Consider the following 16,141-nt stretch of genomic DNA (forward strand, 5'->3'; position numbering starts at 1 on the left):
ATAAGCCCCGATGGCAGCGGATTGGAACTGGTGTGAATTATGTCTTGGCAATCGGGCAGAGAGCGGTTAAAGAACCGCCTCCGGACGCGCCGGCCCTGGCTGGCGCGTCCGTGCACGTATTCCGAAAACCCGACACGTAGGAGATCATTCCTTTTCAGGACGTCCGCAAGGATTTGCCCGAAAAGGAAAGAAAATCCATCGGCCGGTGGGATGCGGGCAGAGGTCAGGCGGTTCGCCGGCTGGCCTTGTCCTGTCCAAGACTGCAGGCGCCTGCGGGAAATTTCGATTTCTCAATGGCTTAATCGCACGGCCTGCATAGACGGGTGAAGACCGGATTTCACTTCGCGCCTCCCGTTTAGGGGTGGTCGCGGAAGGAGTTTGGTTCGGACCTCGACACGCCGTGGGCTCTTACGGGCTCCCGGAGGGCAGGCTTTGAATTGTCGTCTTGCCCGGCGTGTCCGATGGGTTTTGACCCTGAGGTTCAGGTTTTGGGCGGGACGATGGGTGCAGCCCGGCGGTCCCGCTTTCGCGTTGACCGCCAACCGGAAAGAGCTTGCTGTGGAACGAGCGGCAAAAAAAGACGCGGTCGAACAGCTCAATGGGGTCTTCAAGACCACGAGCGTCGCGATCGTTGCTCAATATTCCGGCCTCACCGTCGCCCAGATGCAGAAGCTGCGCCAGCAGATGAAGCAGGCGGGTGCCTCGGTGAAGGTCTCGAAGAACCGTCTCGCCAAAATTGCTCTTGAAGGCACTGACGTCGTTGCCATCGGCCCCATGCTGAAGGGACCGACCGTGATCGCCACTTCGAACGATCCGGTAGCGGCGCCGAAGGTCGCCATCGAATTCGCCAAGGCGAACGAAAAGTTCGTCATCATCGGCGGCTCGATGGGCAAGACCGTCCTGAATGTCGACGGCGTGAAGGCGCTTGCCTCGCTGCCGTCGCTTGACGAACTGCGCGGCAAGATCGTCGGCCTCATCGTGGCCCCGGCGACCAAGCTTGCTCAGCTCGCCAACGCGCCCGCGGGCAAGCTCGCGCGCGTCATCCAGGCTCATGCCTCAAAGGGCGAAGCGGCCTGACGCCCTTCGCAAAACTCAAACCCGAACCAGACTTACACTCAAGGAAACTGAACAATGGCTGACTTGCAGAAGATCGTTGACGACCTCTCGAGCCTCACCGTGCTCGAAGCTGCCGAACTCGCGAAGCTCCTCGAAGAGAAGTGGGGCGTTTCGGCTGCCGCGGCTGTCGCCGTGGCCGGCCCGGCTGCTGGTGGCGCCGCTGCCGCTCCGGCGGAAGAGAAGACCGAGTTCACGGTCGTTCTCGCCAGCGCAGGCGACAAGAAGATCGAGGTCATCAAGGAAGTCCGCGCCATCACCGGTCTCGGCCTGAAGGAAGCAAAGGACCTCGTCGAGGGTGCTCCGAAGCCGCTGAAGGAAGGCGTGAACAAGGAAGAAGCCGACAAGATCAAGGCCCAGCTCGAGAAGGCTGGCGCGAAGGTCGAGCTGAAGTAACGCAAGTTACTTCAGCGAAAATCCCGGGCTCGCGAAGCGAGACCCGGGATCTCGTCCCACGATCGTGGATGGCCGGGTTGAGCCCGGCCATGACGATCGGAAGACCGGGGCCGGATGCAAAAGGCGTGCGACGGATCGTCCCGACGCGGGCCAAACACGAAAAAGTGTGGGGATTTGAGGGTTTGTCCCTCGAATCTGCACTATTGTCGCCCCATATCGGGTCGGCAGCACGAAAGCGCGGTGGGCAGGGCGTCGGATTTCCCTGTAAGCCGTTGGGAGAGCAGGCTATTTCGGGCTTTTGCAGTCCGTGAAGACGATCGTTGTGACGGGCGGGCGCGCACCAGCGCCCCGCGCGTCGTTTTGCGTTTTGAAGGTCTGAAGAACAGATTCAGGACATTCCTGCCTGAAGCTGAGTCTCCGGCCCCCAAAGCGGGTTCGACAAATTCAACCCGGGGAGCGGTGGCAGCCGCGTTCCGGACGGTTCGCCCAGAGCGGGCGACGAAAATGAGAGGCCACGATGGCGCAGCAGACATTCACCGGTCGCAAACGCGTTCGCAAGTTCTTCGGACACATCAAGGAAGTCGCCGAGATGCCGAACCTCATCGAGGTTCAGAAGGCGTCCTATGACCAGTTCCTGATGGTCGACGAACCCGCGGGTGGGCGCCTCGACGAGGGCCTCCAGGCCGTGTTCCGCTCCGTGTTCCCGATCTCCGACTTTTCTGGCACCTCCATGCTGGAATTCGTCCGCTACGAGTTCGAGCAGCCGAAGTACGACGTCGACGAGTGCCGTCAGCGCGGCATGACCTTCGCGGCCCCGCTCAAGGTGACGCTCCGCCTCATCGTGTTCGATATCGACGAGGAAACCGGCGCGAAGTCGGTCAAGGACATCAAGGAGCAGGACGTCTACATGGGCGACATCCCGCTCATGACGATGAACGGCACCTTCATCGTGAACGGCACCGAGCGCGTCATCGTCTCGCAGATGCATCGTTCGCCGGGCGTGTTCTTCGACCACGACAAGGGCAAGACCCATTCCTCGGGCAAGTTGCTCTTCGCTGCCCGCGTGATCCCGTATCGCGGTTCCTGGCTCGACATCGAGTTCGATGCCAAGGACATCGTCTATGCGCGTATCGACCGTCGCCGCAAGATTCCCGTGACGTCGCTGATGTTCGCCCTCGGCCTCGACGGCGAGGCGATCCTCTCCACGTTCTACAAGAAGATCCTCTACAAGCGGACCAAGGAAGGCTGGCGCGTTCCGTTCGACGCCAACCGTTTCCGCGGTTACTCGACCATCAACGACCTGATCGATGCCGACACCGGCAAGGTCGTGCTCGAGGCCGGCAAGAAGCTCACCGTCCGTGCCGCCCGCCAGCTTCAGGAGAAGGGGCTCAAGGCGCTGCGCCTGTCGGACGAAGAACTCGTCGGCAACTACCTCGCCGAGGACCTCGTCAATCCGAAGACCGGTGAGATCCACGCCGAAGCCGGTGAGGAAATCACCGACAAATCGCTCAAGGTGCTCAACGAGCACGGCTACAAGGAATTGCCGCTGCTCGACATCGACCACGTCAATGTCGGCGCCTACATCCGCAACACGCTCGCGGCCGACAAGAACATGACGCGTGAGGACGCGCTGTTCGACATCTACCGCGTGATGCGTCCGGGCGAGCCGCCGACGCTGGATTCGGCGCAGGCGATGTTCCAGTCGCTGTTCTTCGATGCCGAGCGTTACGACCTCTCCGCGGTCGGCCGCGTCAAGATGAACATGCGTCTCGACCTCGATGCGCCCGACACGCAGCGCACGCTGCGCAAGGAAGACATCCTTTGCGTCATCAAGACGCTGGTGGACCTGCGCGACGGCAAGGGCGAGATCGACGACATCGACCATCTCGGCAACCGCCGTGTGCGCTCGGTCGGCGAGCTCATGGAGAACCAGTACCGCATCGGCCTCCTGCGTATGGAGCGCGCGATCAAGGAGCGCATGTCCTCGGTCGACATCGACACGGTCATGCCGCAGGACCTGATCAACGCCAAGCCGGCGGCTGCCGCCGTGCGCGAGTTCTTCGGCTCCTCGCAGCTCTCGCAGTTCATGGACCAAACGAACCCGCTGTCGGAGATCACCCACAAGCGCCGTCTGTCGGCGCTTGGACCGGGCGGTCTGACCCGCGAGCGTGCCGGTTTCGAAGTGCGCGACGTGCATCCGACGCATTACGGCCGCATCTGCCCGATCGAGACGCCGGAAGGTCCGAACATCGGTCTGATCAACTCGCTCGCCACCTTCGCGCGCGTGAACAAGTATGGCTTCGTCGAGACGCCGTATCGCAAGGTCAAGGACGGCCGCGTCACAGACGAGGTCGTGTACCTCTCGGCGATGGAAGAGGGCCGCTACTCGGTCGCTCAGGCCAACGTGCCTGTTGACGCCAAGGGCCGCTTCACCGAGGACCTCGTGGTCTGCCGCGCCAGCGGCACCCGCGACGTCGTACCGCTGACGCCCGACAAGGTCGACTACATGGACGTGTCGCCGAAGCAGCTCGTTTCGGTCGCCGCGGCTCTGATCCCGTTCCTCGAAAACGACGACGCCAACCGCGCGCTGATGGGCTCGAACATGCAGCGCCAGGCGGTGCCGCTGGTTCGCGCCGAGGCGCCGTTCGTCGGCACCGGCATGGAAGGTGTGGTTGCGCGTGACTCGGGTGCTGCGATCGCGGCGCGCCGTTCGGGCGTGATCGACCAGATCGACGCAACCCGCGTCGTCATCCGCGCCACCGAAGATCTCGACCCGACCAAGTCGGGCGTCGATATCTACCGGCTGATGAAGTACCAGCGCTCCAACCAGTCGACCTGCATCAACCAGCGTCCGCTGGTGAAGGTCGGCGACATCGTCAAGAAGGGCGACATCATCGCTGACGGTCCGTCGACCGATCTCGGCGAGCTCGCGCTGGGCCGTAACGTGCTCGTCGCGTTCATGCCGTGGAACGGCTACAACTTCGAAGACTCGATCCTGCTCTCCGAGCGGATCGTGAAGGAAGACGTCTTCACCTCGATCCATATCGAGGAGTTCGAGGTGATGGCCCGCGATACCAAGCTCGGGCCGGAGGAAATCACCCGCGACATTCCGAACGTCTCGGAAGAAGCGCTGAAGAACCTCGACGAAGCCGGTATCGTCTACATCGGCGCTGAAGTGCGCGCCGGCGACATCCTGGTCGGCAAGATCACGCCGAAGGGCGAAAGCCCGATGACGCCGGAAGAGAAGCTGCTGCGCGCCATCTTCGGCGAAAAGGCCTCCGACGTTCGCGACACCTCGCTGCGCGTTCCCCCGGGCGTGCAGGGCACGATCGTGGAAGTCCGCGTGTTCAACCGTCACGGCGTCGACAAGGACGAGCGTGCTCTGGCGATCGAGCGGGAAGAGATCGAGCGTCTGGCCAAGGACCGCGACGACGAGCAGGCGATCCTGGACCGCAACGTCTACAACCGTCTTGCCGAGCTGCTCGAAGGGCGGCAGGGCATTGCAGGTCCCAAGGGCTTCAAGAAGGACACCAAGATCACCCGCGCGGTGCTCGAGGAGTATCCGAAGTCGCAGTGGTGGCTGTTCGCCTCGCCCAACGACAAGCTGATGGCCGAGATCGAGGCCATGCGGAAGCAGTATGACGAGTCGAAGAAGGGGCTCGAACAGCGCTTCCTCGACAAGGTCGAGAAGCTTCAGCGGGGTGACGAATTGCCGCCCGGCGTGATGAAGATGGTCAAGGTCTTCGTCGCGGTGAAGCGCAAGATCCAGCCCGGCGACAAGATGGCCGGCCGCCACGGCAACAAGGGCGTGGTGTCGAAGATCGTGCCGATCGAGGACATGCCGTTCCTCGAGGATGGTACGCATGCCGACATCGTGCTCAATCCGCTCGGCGTGCCTTCGCGCATGAACGTCGGACAGATCCTCGAGACCCATCTCGGCTGGGCCTGCGCCGGCCTCGGCAAGCGTATCGGCCAGACGGTCGATGCCTACCTGTCGAAGCAGGACATCAAGCCGCTGAAGGAAACCTTGAAGAAGGTCTACGGCGAGGACGAGACGATCAAGACGCTCAACGACAACGAGCTGCTTGAGCTTGGCCACAACTTGAGCCGCGGCGTGCCGATTGCGACGCCGGTGTTCGATGGTGCCAAGGAGACCGACATCGAGGAAATGCTGAAGCTCGCGGGTCTCGACGCGTCGGGCCAGTCGACCGTCTATGACGGCCGCACCGGCGATGCCTTCGATCGCAAGGTGACGGTGGGCTACATCTACATGCTCAAGCTGCACCATCTGGTCGACGACAAGATCCACGCGCGTTCGATCGGTCCGTACTCGCTCGTCACCCAGCAGCCGCTGGGCGGCAAGGCGCAGTTCGGCGGCCAGCGCTTCGGTGAAATGGAGGTGTGGGCGCTCGAAGCCTACGGTGCGGCGTACACGCTCCAGGAAATGCTGACCGTGAAGTCGGACGACGTCGCCGGCCGTACCAAGGTGTACGAGGCGATCGTGCGCGGCGACGACACCTTCGAGGCCGGCATCCCGGAATCGTTCAACGTGCTGGTCAAGGAAATGCGCTCGCTCGGCCTCAACGTCGACCTGCACAATTCCAAGATGGGTCCGACGCCGACGTCGGAAGCGGCCGAGTAATACGACCTTTCATGCCCGGCCTTCGCGGCCGGGCATTGGCGCCCCTCCCGATGCCTTGAGGGCAGGGCGCCCCGCTCGAGTGATTTTCGAATTTGCGGCCGGAGGCGACCGGTACGCGAGGAGAAGACGATGAACCAAGAAATTATGAATCTCTTTAACCCGACGACGCCGGCTCAGGTCTTCGACCAGATCCGGATCTCGATCGCGTCCCCGGAGAAGATTCTGTCCTGGTCCTACGGCGAGATCAAGAAGCCGGAGACCATCAACTACCGTACCTTCAAGCCCGAGCGCGACGGTCTGTTCTGCGCCCGCATCTTCGGGCCGATCAAGGATTACGAGTGCTTGTGCGGCAAGTACAAGCGCATGAAGTACAAGGGCATCATCTGCGAGAAGTGCTCGGTCGAGGTCACGCTGTCGCGCGTCCGGCGCGAGCGCATGGGCCATATCGAGCTCGCAGCGCCCGTCGCCCACATCTGGTTCCTGAAGTCGCTGCCGTCGCGCATCGGCCTCTTGCTCGACATGACGCTGAAGGATCTCGAGCGGATCCTCTACTTCGAATACTACGTCGTGCTGGAGCCGGGCCTCACCGCGCTGAAGGACCGTCAGCTGCTGTCGGAAGACGAGTATCTGAAGGCGCAGGACGAGTACGGCCAGGATTCCTTCACCGCCATGATCGGCGCGGAAGCGATCCGTGAGCTGCTCAAGGGCATGGACCTCGAGAAGCTCGAACTCAGCTTGCGCGCCGAGATGCAGGAGACCGACTCCGACATCAAGCACAAGAAGCTTGCCAAGCGTCTGAAGATCGTCGAGGCCTTCCGCCACTCCGGCAACAAGCCGGAATGGATGATCCTGACCGTCGTTCCCGTGATCCCGCCGGACCTGCGTCCACTGGTGCCGCTGGACGGCGGCCGCTTTGCGACCTCGGACCTCAACGACCTCTACCGCCGCGTCATCAACCGCAACAACCGCTTGAAGCGGCTGATGGAGCTGCGCGCGCCCGACATCATCATCCGCAACGAGAAGCGCATGCTTCAGGAAGCGGTCGATGCGCTGTTCGACAACGGCCGCCGCGGCCGCGTCATCACCGGTGCCAACAAGCGCCCGCTGAAGTCGCTCGCCGACATGCTCAAGGGCAAGCAGGGTCGTTTCCGTCAGAACCTGCTCGGCAAGCGCGTCGACTATTCGGGCCGTTCGGTGATCGTGGTCGGTCCCGAGCTGCGCCTGCATCAGTGCGGCCTGCCGAAGAAGATGGCGCTCGAGCTGTTCAAGCCGTTCATCTACTCGCGGCTTGACGCCAAGGGCCTGTCCACCACGGTGAAGCAGGCGAAGAAGCTGGTCGAGAAGGAGCGGCCCGAGGTCTGGGACATCCTGGACGAGGTGATCCGCGAGCATCCCGTGCTGCTCAACCGCGCGCCGACGCTGCATCGTCTGGGCATCCAGGCGTTCGAGCCGGTGCTGATCGAGGGCAAGGCGATCCAGCTTCACCCGCTGGTCTGCTCGGCGTTCAACGCCGACTTCGACGGCGACCAGATGGCCGTGCACGTTCCGCTGTCGCTCGAAGCGCAGCTGGAAGCGCGCGTGCTGATGATGTCGACCAACAACATCCTGCATCCGGCGAACGGCCAGCCGATCATCGTGCCGTCGCAGGACATCGTGCTCGGTCTCTACTACGTCTCGATCATGCGCGAAGGCCTGCCCGGCGAGGGCAAGCTGTTCGGCGACATGGCCGAGCTCGAGCACGCCCTGCACGCGAAGGTCATCCACCTCCACACCAAGATCAAGTACCGGTGGGAAGGCATGGACGAGACCGGCAAGGTCTCCAAGCGCTGGATCGAGACCACCGCCGGCCGCGTCATGCTCGGCAATCTGCTGCCGAAGAACCCGCGCATCTCGTACGAGATCATCAACAAGCTGATGACCAAGCGCGAGATCTCGGGCGTCATCGACCAGGTCTATCGTCACTGCGGTCAGAAGGAGACGGTGATCTTCTGCGACCGCATCATGGCGCTCGGCTTCTACAACGCGTTCAAGGCCGGCATCTCGTTCGGCAAGGACGACATGGTCGTGCCGCACGGCAAGTGGAAGATCGTCGACACCACCCGTACGCTGGCGAAGGATTTCGAGCAGCAGTACAACGACGGTCTGATCACCCATGGCGAGAAGTACAACAAGGTCGTCGACGCCTGGTCGAAGGCCACGGAAGAAATCGCCAAGGCGATGATGAAGGAGATCTCCGCCACCAAGAAGACGGCGGCCGGAGCCGATGCCGACATCAACTCGATCTACATGATGGCTCACTCCGGTGCCCGCGGTTCGCCGGCCCAGATGCGCCAGCTCGCCGGCATGCGCGGCCTGATGGCCAAGCCGTCGGGTGAGATCATCGAGACGCCGATCATCTCGAACTTCAAGGAAGGCCTCTCGGTCCTCGAGTACTTCAACTCGACCCACGGCGCCCGTAAGGGCCTCGCGGACACCGCGTTGAAGACCGCGAACTCCGGTTACCTGACCCGTCGTCTGGTCGACGTCGCGCAGGACTGCATCATCACGCAGTCAGATTGCGGCACCAAGCTCGGCATCAAGATGCGCGCCATCGTCGACGCCGGCACCGTGGTCGCTTCGCTCGGTTCGCGCATCCTCGGACGCACGGCCTGCGAAGACGTGCGTGACAGCTCGGGCAAGGTGATCATCAAGCGCGACACGCTGATGGAAGAGAGCCATCTGGAGGCCATCCAGCAGGGTGGCGTGCAGGAGGTGAAGATCCGCTCGGCGCTGACTTGCGAACTCGTCAACGGCATCTGCGGCAAGTGCTACGGCCGCGACCTCGCCCGCGGCACGCCGGTCAACCACGGCGAAGCGGTCGGCGTCATCGCGGCGCAGTCGATCGGTGAGCCGGGCACCCAGCTCACCATGCGCACCTTCCACATCGGTGGTGCGGCGCAGCTCAACGAGCAGTCCTTCGTCGAAGCCAATTTCGATGGCAAGATCGTGATCCGGAACAAGGCCATCGCCCGTAACAGCGAAGGTCACCTGATCGCGATGGTGCGCAACATGGTGGTGGCTGTCGTCGATGCCGACGGCACCGAACGTGCGACGCACCGTGTCCAGTACGGCTCGCGCCTGCACGTCGACGAAGGCGATATGGTCAAGCGTGGCCAGCGCATCGTCGAGTGGGACCCGTACACCCGTCCGCTTCTCACCGAAGTGGAAGGCACCATCGGCTTCGAGGATCTGGTCGAAGGCCAGTCGATCTCGGAAACGCTGGACGAGGCCACCGGTATCGCCAAGCGCGTGGTCATCGACTGGCGCTCGACCCGCGGCGGCTCGGACCTGCGTCCGGCCATCGTGGTGAAGGGCAAGGACGGCAAGGTGCTCAAGCTCGCCCGTGGCGGCGACGCCCGCTACATGCTGTCGGTCGACGCCATTCTCTCGGTCGACGTCGGAGCCAAGGTCAACCCGGGCGACATCCTCGCTCGTGTCTCGACCGAAAGCGCCAAGACGCGTGACATCACCGGCGGTCTGCCGCGGGTGGCGGAATTGTTCGAGGCACGGCGTCCGAAGGATGCGGCGATCATCGCCGAGATCGCGGGCACCATCCGGTTCGGGCGCGACTACAAGAACAAGCGTCGCATCTCGATCGAGCCGATGGACAAGACCGACGAGCCGCGCGAGTACCTGATCCCGAAGGGCAAGCACATCCACCTTCAGGACGGCGACGTCGTCGAGAAGGGCGACTTCATCGTGGAAGGCAACCCTGCGCCGCACGACATCCTTGCGGTCAAGGGCATCGAGGAACTCGCGGCCTATCTGGTCAACGAAATCCAGGAGGTCTACCGGCTGCAGGGCGTGCTCATCAACGACAAGCACATCGAAGTGATTGTTCGTCAGATGCTCCAGAAGGTGGAAATCACCGACCAGGGCGACACGGACATGATCTCCGGCGAGCAAGTCGACAAGATCGAGTTCGACGCGCTGAACGAGAAGGCCAAGGAAGAGGGCAAGAAGCCCGCCACGGGTACGCCGGTTCTGCTCGGCATCACCAAGGCGAGCCTGCAGACCCGCTCCTTCTTCTCGGCGGCCTCGTTCCAGGAGACCACCCGCGTCCTCACGGAAGCGGCGGTCAACGGCAAGATCGATCCGCTCGAAGGCCTCAAGGAGAACGTCATCGTCGGCCGGCTGATCCCGGCGGGCACCGGCGCTTCCATGGCCAAGATCCGCGAAGTTGCCATGAAGCGCGACAAGCTGATTCTCGATGAGCGCGAGAAGCAGGCGTCCGTCGTGCCGCCGGCACCGGAAGCCGAGCCGATGGCGCTGCCGCCTGCGGAATAATGGTTCATCCGTAGGAATACCGAGGACAATGAAAAGGCCGGCGAAAGCCGGCCTTTTTGCTGCTTTGATTGACTGCTGCGATGCGGCATCAACGTTTGTTCATCTTTCCTTCAGGCGCAAAAGTGCTTCTGCTAAGGGAGCTTAGACCGGTGGTCCCGTGATGGGGGCAGGGCCGGAAGACCACGGAACTCACATGCTTGATCTTGCAATCGTAGGCGGCGGCCCCGGCGGGCTGATGAGCGCTTGGTATCTGAAGCGTAAGCTCGGCGACCTCTGCCGTATCACCATCTACGAAGCGTCCGACCGGCTCGGCGGCAAGATCGTCACGCGCAAATTCGATTCCGCGCCGGCGATGTACGAGGCCGGCGTTGCGGAAATCTACGACTACTCGATGACGGGTCCCGACCCGTTGCGCGAGCTGATCCAGCATTTCGGACTGCAGACCATTCCGATGGACGCCGAGCAGGTGCACCTCGACGGCGAACTGCTGAACGACGTTCCCGGCATGCGCCGTAAATACGGCGCCAAGACCGCGGCCGCGATCGAGGCCTTCCGCATGCGCTGCGCCGACGCGATGTCGCCGATCGAATATTACGAGGGCGTCGGAGCCCACGACAACGAGAACCCCTGGGCCTACAAGACCGCCGAGCAAGTGCTCGACGAGGAGGTCGAGGACGAGACCGCAAAGCGTTTCTTCAAGGTGATGGCGCGCTCTGACATCGCGACCGAAAGCCACAACACCAACGGACTCAATGCGCTCAAGAACTATCTGATGGATGTCGACGGCTATATCGGCCTCTACTCCATCCAGAACGGCAACGAGCAGCTGATCGAATGCCTGCAATCGGAGGTCAATGCCGACATCCAGCTCAATCATCGTGTCCTCACCGTCGGCAGGGCGCCGACCGGGCGCTACCAGCTGAAGATGATGAACGGCAAGGGACCGGAGACGCGCGACTTCGATCTCGTGCTGGTCTGCCTGCCGCATTCCTGGCTCGCCACCATGGGGTGGGAAGGCGAGCAGCTGCGCAAGTCGATGGTCAAGCATGTTGCCTATTTCGACCGTCCTGCGCATTACCTGCGCGTCTCGATCCTGTTCGACGCCCCGTTCTGGGGCGAAAAGATTCCCGGCGCCTGGTTCATGTCGGAAGCCTTCGGCGGCTGCTGTGTCTACAACGAGGGCGCGCGCCACGACGTCGGTAGGAACGGAGTCCTGAACTGGCTGATTCCCGGCTCCGATGCGCTGGCCTTTGCCAATCTGTCGGATCAGGAGCTGATCGATGCCGCGCTGAAATCGCTGCCGGCCTCGCTCGGCGACGCGCGTGCGCATTTCATGGAAGGCAAGATCCATCGCTGGCTGTCGTCGGTGAACGCGATCCCGGGGGGGCTGCCGGTGCGCGACGTCATGACCAACCACCGGCCCGAGCCGAAGGAACATCCTGGCATCGTGGTGGTCGGCGACTATCTGTTCGACTCCACGCTGAACGGCCTGCTCGACTCCTCGGATGCGGCGACCGACATCATCCTGACCGAGATGATGCGGCTGCGCCGCGAGCGCGCGCAGCAGAATGGAGAGCCGATCTCCGACAAGATCGACCGCGACTATTTCGAGAACTATCGCGGCCTTGGTCCCTACAGCGAGGTTTGGAGCCACTTCACCGATCCCGATTATCTGACCAAGCTGATCGGTATCGTCTGGGGCAAGACGAAGGGCGCAAAACTCCTGGTCGCGGGCTCTGCCAGCGGCGAGCTGGTCGGTGCGCTACGTGAGTGCGGCATCGATGCCTGGGGCATCGAGAACAACCGCGCCATCCACGCCAAGACGCCGAAGGCGCTGAAGAAGTACAACAAGCTCGGCTCGATCACCGACATGCCGTTCAAGGATGGCAGCTTCGACTATGTGTTCGAGACCAGCCTCTGCCATGTGGCTCCGAAGCAGGTCGTTCGCGCGATCCGCGAATTGAATCGCGTGGTCAAGACCGGCCTCGTGTTCGGCTCGGTCACCTCGGACATGGCCTCAGTCGTGATCGACCGCTACGATCTGTTGCGTGGGGTCAAGAAGCTCGGGACATGGTGGGAATGGTCCGAGCTATTCTTCGGCAACGGCTTCGATCTGTCGATGCACCGCAAGGACTGCACCGACGCGCTCTGGGCCGCGACGCTCGCCGCCAACAAGGGGCCGGGCGAGTGGTATGCCGACGCCGATTCCTTGCGCTATTCCTTCTTCGACAAGGTCGAGGACGAAGACGACGACTAGCCTCACAAGCGGATGAACTTGCCAATTGCTTTGCCGAATTCATCCTGATCGCATAGAATCGGCGTCATAGCGGCGCTCCGCTATGTCCTGCTTTCTCTGCGGTCATGCCGGCCGTCAGCATCGGTTGGTTTCATGGCATCCAGGCCTCTCTCTCCCGACAAACAAAAGCTCGCCGCGCAAGAGGCAGCCGAGCTCGAGAACAAGCTCGCTGCCGCTCACGAGCCCGAGCTTGAAGACGACGAGGAGGAGGACGACGACGAGCTTGAGCTCGACGACGATGATGACGAGGATCTCGTCGTCTTTACCGCCCGTGAGGCCGCCGGCGCGCTCGCGACCATCCTGGGTTTCGTCAAGCCGTTCCTGTCCAATTACAAACGCATCCTGGGCTATGTGGCGTTCGGCGTTCTGGTCGAGACGCTGTTCAACGTCATCATGCCGCTCAGCCTGAAGTTCCTGATCGACGACGCGCTCGGCGAGGAGGACTTTCAGGCGCTGTACAAGATCCTCGGCGTGCTCGCGGTCGCCGGCATCTTCACCTCAATCGTCGCGGTCTGGTACGAGCGCTGGGACGCGCGGCTGGCGGCTTGCGTCATCTCCGACGTCCGCAAGCGCCTGTTCGAGCACGTTCAGGACCTGCCGGCGGCCTATTTCGGCCGTACCAAGCGCGGCGAGATCCTGTCGCGCTTCTCGGTCGACCTCTCGGCCTTCGAAGGCTCGGTCAAGACCTTCACCAACAGCGCCGCGCTGCCCTTCCTGGAGCTGATCGCCGGCATCATCCTGATGCTGTTCCTGAACTGGCAGCTCGCGGTGGTCGCGCTGCTGGTGTTTCCGATCACGCTGATCGGCCCGCGCATCCTGACCCCGAAGGCGGTGCAGGCCAATTACGAGCAGAAGCTCAACGAAAGCGCGCTGCTCGGCATGGTGCAGGAGAACGTGGCGGCGCAGGCCGTGATCAAGGCGTTCAGCCTGCAGCGCAAGATGTTCGGCTTCTTCACCTTCCGCAACGACGCGACCCGCGACCGGATTGCCGCGGCCGGATTCCTGTCGACGATGGTAGAACGGACGGTCACCATCTCGGTGCTGCTGTTGCATCTCGTCGTGCTCGCGATCGGCGCTTATCTTGCGACCAAGGGCCAGATCACCATCGGTACCTTCGTCACCTTCGAAAGCGCGTTCTGGGAGGTCTCCTACAACATCGCCCACGTGATGCACTTCATCCCGGTGTCGATCTCCTCGGCCGCCGCAATCCGTCACATCCAGGAGCTGCTCGACGAGCCCACGCGCGGCGCCGATCGCCCCGGTGCGCCCGACCTGCCGCGCATCACCAACGACATCACCTTTGACCACGTGACCTTCCAGTACGAAGGCAGCCAGACGCCGGTGCTGGACAATTTCAGCCTCAAGCTCAATGCTGGTAAGCGCATCGCCATCGTCGGTCCGTCGGGCTCCGGCAAGAGCACGCTGCTCAATCTGATCCTGCGACTCTACGTCCCGGACGAGGGGCGCGTCACCATCGATGGAGTCGACGTCCGCAAGGTCACGCTGGATTCGCTGCGTCGGAGCATGGCGGTGGTGTTCCAGGAGAACATGCTGTTCAACATGTCGATCCGCGAGAACATCCGGCTCGGCAAAGAGGGCGCGACCGACGAGGAGGTCGAGGAGGCCGCCAAGAAGGCCGAGATCCACCGTTACATCACGAGCCTGCCGCAGCGCTACGATACGCCGGTCGGCGAGCGCGGCGATACGCTGTCGGGCGGCCAGCGCCAGCGTATCGCGATCGCGCGCGCGATCATCCGGAACCCCTCCGTGCTGCTGCTGGACGAAGCCACTTCGGCGCTCGACCAGACCACGGAAGCGGCGATCAATCGCACGCTGCTGAAAGTCGCCAAGGGACGCACCATGATCTGGTCGACCCACCGTCTGACGTCGGTGGTCGAGATGGACGAGATCATCGTGATTTCAGGGGGCAGGGCGATCGAACGCGGCTCGCATGCCGAGCTGCTTGCGAGAAACGGCACCTATCGCAAGCTGTGGAATGACCAGATCCACCAGCCCCACGGCGCGGCCGCTCAGGCCGACGTCGACAGCGATGATGACGAAGACGACGAGGACGACCTCGACGAGGATGATGAGGACGAGGATGACGAGGAGGAGTGACCGAGGAAGTTCGGCTCCAGATGAATCGCTCCGCCAAGCCGCCGCAACAATCCTTGGGCCGACCACGCCATGAAGCGCGCCCAGCGCTGCGCGGTCCAGTAGGGGCTCGTCGCAATCGAAACCGAGCGGAAATCGAAGGCTTTCGCCGCAGACCATTGATCGCAGGCCAGCTTGACCGGATCGGCGTAAAAGGCGGCGATCTTGGTCGCATTCATCCCGTCGGATGCCAGCCATTGCGGGATGTGGACGTTACAGAGCCGCTCAACGTCGGTGAACACCTTGTCGCAGCCGGTGCCGGCGACGGGACATGAGGTCGCAAAAGCATCGCCCGCCAGCACCACACCCGGCTGGTGACTGGCGTCATTCATATAGAGATCGACCGGACGAATCTTGATGTCGCCGACAATGTCGAAGGGGCCAGTGATGCGCTTGAGCCGCGGCAGGACGGCGTTCAATGTCTCGGCCGGCGCACGGCGAAATTGGTGCAGCCAGGGGTCGTCGAAGCCGCGATAGACGAACAGATTGGCCCGCATCCGCGTGCCGATCGGAAATAGCGAGATGTAGGGGATGCGGTCGCTCGGCCGCTCCGAGAAATAGGTCAGGGCCGGGAAGTCGAACGAATTCCGGCCGGCCGGCTCTACGTCGAACCCGATCGAGATCGAATGGCAGGTGCTGACAATAGTTCGCCTGATGCCAAGCTGGTGGCGAAGGCCGACGTTCAGGCCATTGGCGAGCACGACCAGACGAGCCGAGATCGTCTCGCCACTGGCGAGGGCGATTCTCTGCCGCTCCGGACTGGTCTCGACGGCCATCGCCTTGGTCCAGATCCGCTCGACCGTCTCAGGAATCTCGTCGCGGATCGCATTGACCAGGGAATCATAGCGAATGTTGAATTGCCGCGTCGGCGCCTTGTCGAGGAGGTGGCCGAAACGCGCGATCCAGTTCTCGCCGGTAAACGTCGCTCGGCGCAGGACCGAGTCGGCGATTCCGCTCCGCTGGAATCGCTCGATTTGTCCGTGACCGCTAAGCTTTTCGACACGAAAATCGGCCGGAAAGGTCTGGTGCGGGTCGATCAGCATTGCCGAAATGCCGGCTCGCCCGAGCATCGCGGCAGCGGTTGAACCGGCAAGTCCCCCGCCGACGATGGCAATATCCGTGTACCGCATGGCGCTTGTCTCTGCCGGGGATGGACAGATTGACGCATCAACAGGAAAAAAAGCCTTAGCGGTGGTTATAAAAGTATGTTTTAC

Annotated in this window: 7 protein-coding genes; 6 read left to right on the top strand and 1 reads right to left on the bottom strand. The window is 62.6% G+C overall.

What is annotated here, in order from left to right; translation table 11 throughout:
* Window positions 1–558 precede the first annotated feature (558 nt).
* The 6 genes from rplJ (at window position 559) to BM374_RS17090 (ending at window position 14,891) form a co-directional block, all read left to right on the top strand.
* Window positions 559–1,077 (top strand): 50S ribosomal protein L10, encoded by a 519-nt coding sequence (gene rplJ, locus BM374_RS17065; RefSeq protein WP_092294972.1) that lies wholly within the window; start codon window positions 559–561, stop codon window positions 1,075–1,077.
* Window positions 1,078–1,131: 54 nt separating this feature from the next.
* A complete protein-coding gene (rplL, locus tag BM374_RS17070) occupies window positions 1,132–1,509 on the top strand; it encodes a 50S ribosomal protein L7/L12 (protein WP_024342440.1) in 378 nt (125 codons plus the stop codon).
* 517 nt (window positions 1,510–2,026) lie between these two features.
* Window positions 2,027–6,151 (top strand): DNA-directed RNA polymerase subunit beta, encoded by a 4,125-nt coding sequence (gene rpoB, locus BM374_RS17075; protein WP_092294128.1) that lies wholly within the window; start codon window positions 2,027–2,029, stop codon window positions 6,149–6,151.
* Window positions 6,152–6,280: 129 nt separating this feature from the next.
* Complete coding sequence (rpoC, locus tag BM374_RS17080) at window positions 6,281–10,477, top strand: DNA-directed RNA polymerase subunit beta' (RefSeq protein ID WP_092294130.1); 4,197 nt, start codon at window positions 6,281–6,283, stop codon at window positions 10,475–10,477.
* 193 nt (window positions 10,478–10,670) lie between these two features.
* Window positions 10,671–12,734 carry an FAD-dependent oxidoreductase gene (locus BM374_RS17085; protein WP_092294132.1) on the top strand — a complete coding sequence of 688 codons (2,064 nt, stop codon included), beginning with the start codon at window positions 10,671–10,673 and terminating at the stop codon, window positions 12,732–12,734.
* A 132-nt stretch (window positions 12,735–12,866) separates the two neighbouring features.
* A complete protein-coding gene (locus BM374_RS17090; protein WP_092294134.1) occupies window positions 12,867–14,891 on the top strand; it encodes an ABC transporter ATP-binding protein in 2,025 nt (674 codons plus the stop codon).
* Here BM374_RS17090 and BM374_RS17095 read toward each other — a convergent pair.
* Window positions 14,804–16,057 carry an FAD-dependent oxidoreductase gene (locus BM374_RS17095; protein ID WP_092294136.1) on the bottom strand — a complete coding sequence of 418 codons (1,254 nt, stop codon included), beginning with the start codon at window positions 16,055–16,057 and terminating at the stop codon, window positions 14,804–14,806. The two genes, BM374_RS17090 and BM374_RS17095, sit on opposite strands and share 88 nt — an antisense overlap.
* Window positions 16,058–16,141: the final 84 nt, after the last annotated feature.

The sequence above is a fragment of the Bradyrhizobium sp. Ghvi genome, assembly GCF_900115265.1.
Classification (GTDB): domain Bacteria; phylum Pseudomonadota; class Alphaproteobacteria; order Rhizobiales; family Xanthobacteraceae; genus Bradyrhizobium.

Bases quoted from the DNA above. Each gene is read 5' to 3' on its own strand.
- BM374_RS17090 (WP_092294134.1), top strand. From the start codon at position 12,867: ATGGCATCCAGGCCTCTCTCTCCCGACAAACAAAAGCTCGCCGCGCAA.
- rpoB (WP_092294128.1), top strand. From the start codon at position 2,027: ATGGCGCAGCAGACATTCACCGGTCGCAAACGCGTTCGCAAGTTCTTC.
- rpoC (WP_092294130.1), top strand. From the start codon at position 6,281: ATGAACCAAGAAATTATGAATCTCTTTAACCCGACGACGCCGGCTCAG.
- BM374_RS17085 (WP_092294132.1), top strand. From the start codon at position 10,671: ATGCTTGATCTTGCAATCGTAGGCGGCGGCCCCGGCGGGCTGATGAGC.
- rplL (WP_024342440.1), top strand. From the start codon at position 1,132: ATGGCTGACTTGCAGAAGATCGTTGACGACCTCTCGAGCCTCACCGTG.
- BM374_RS17095 (WP_092294136.1), bottom strand. From the start codon at position 16,057: ATGCGGTACACGGATATTGCCATCGTCGGCGGGGGACTTGCCGGTTCA.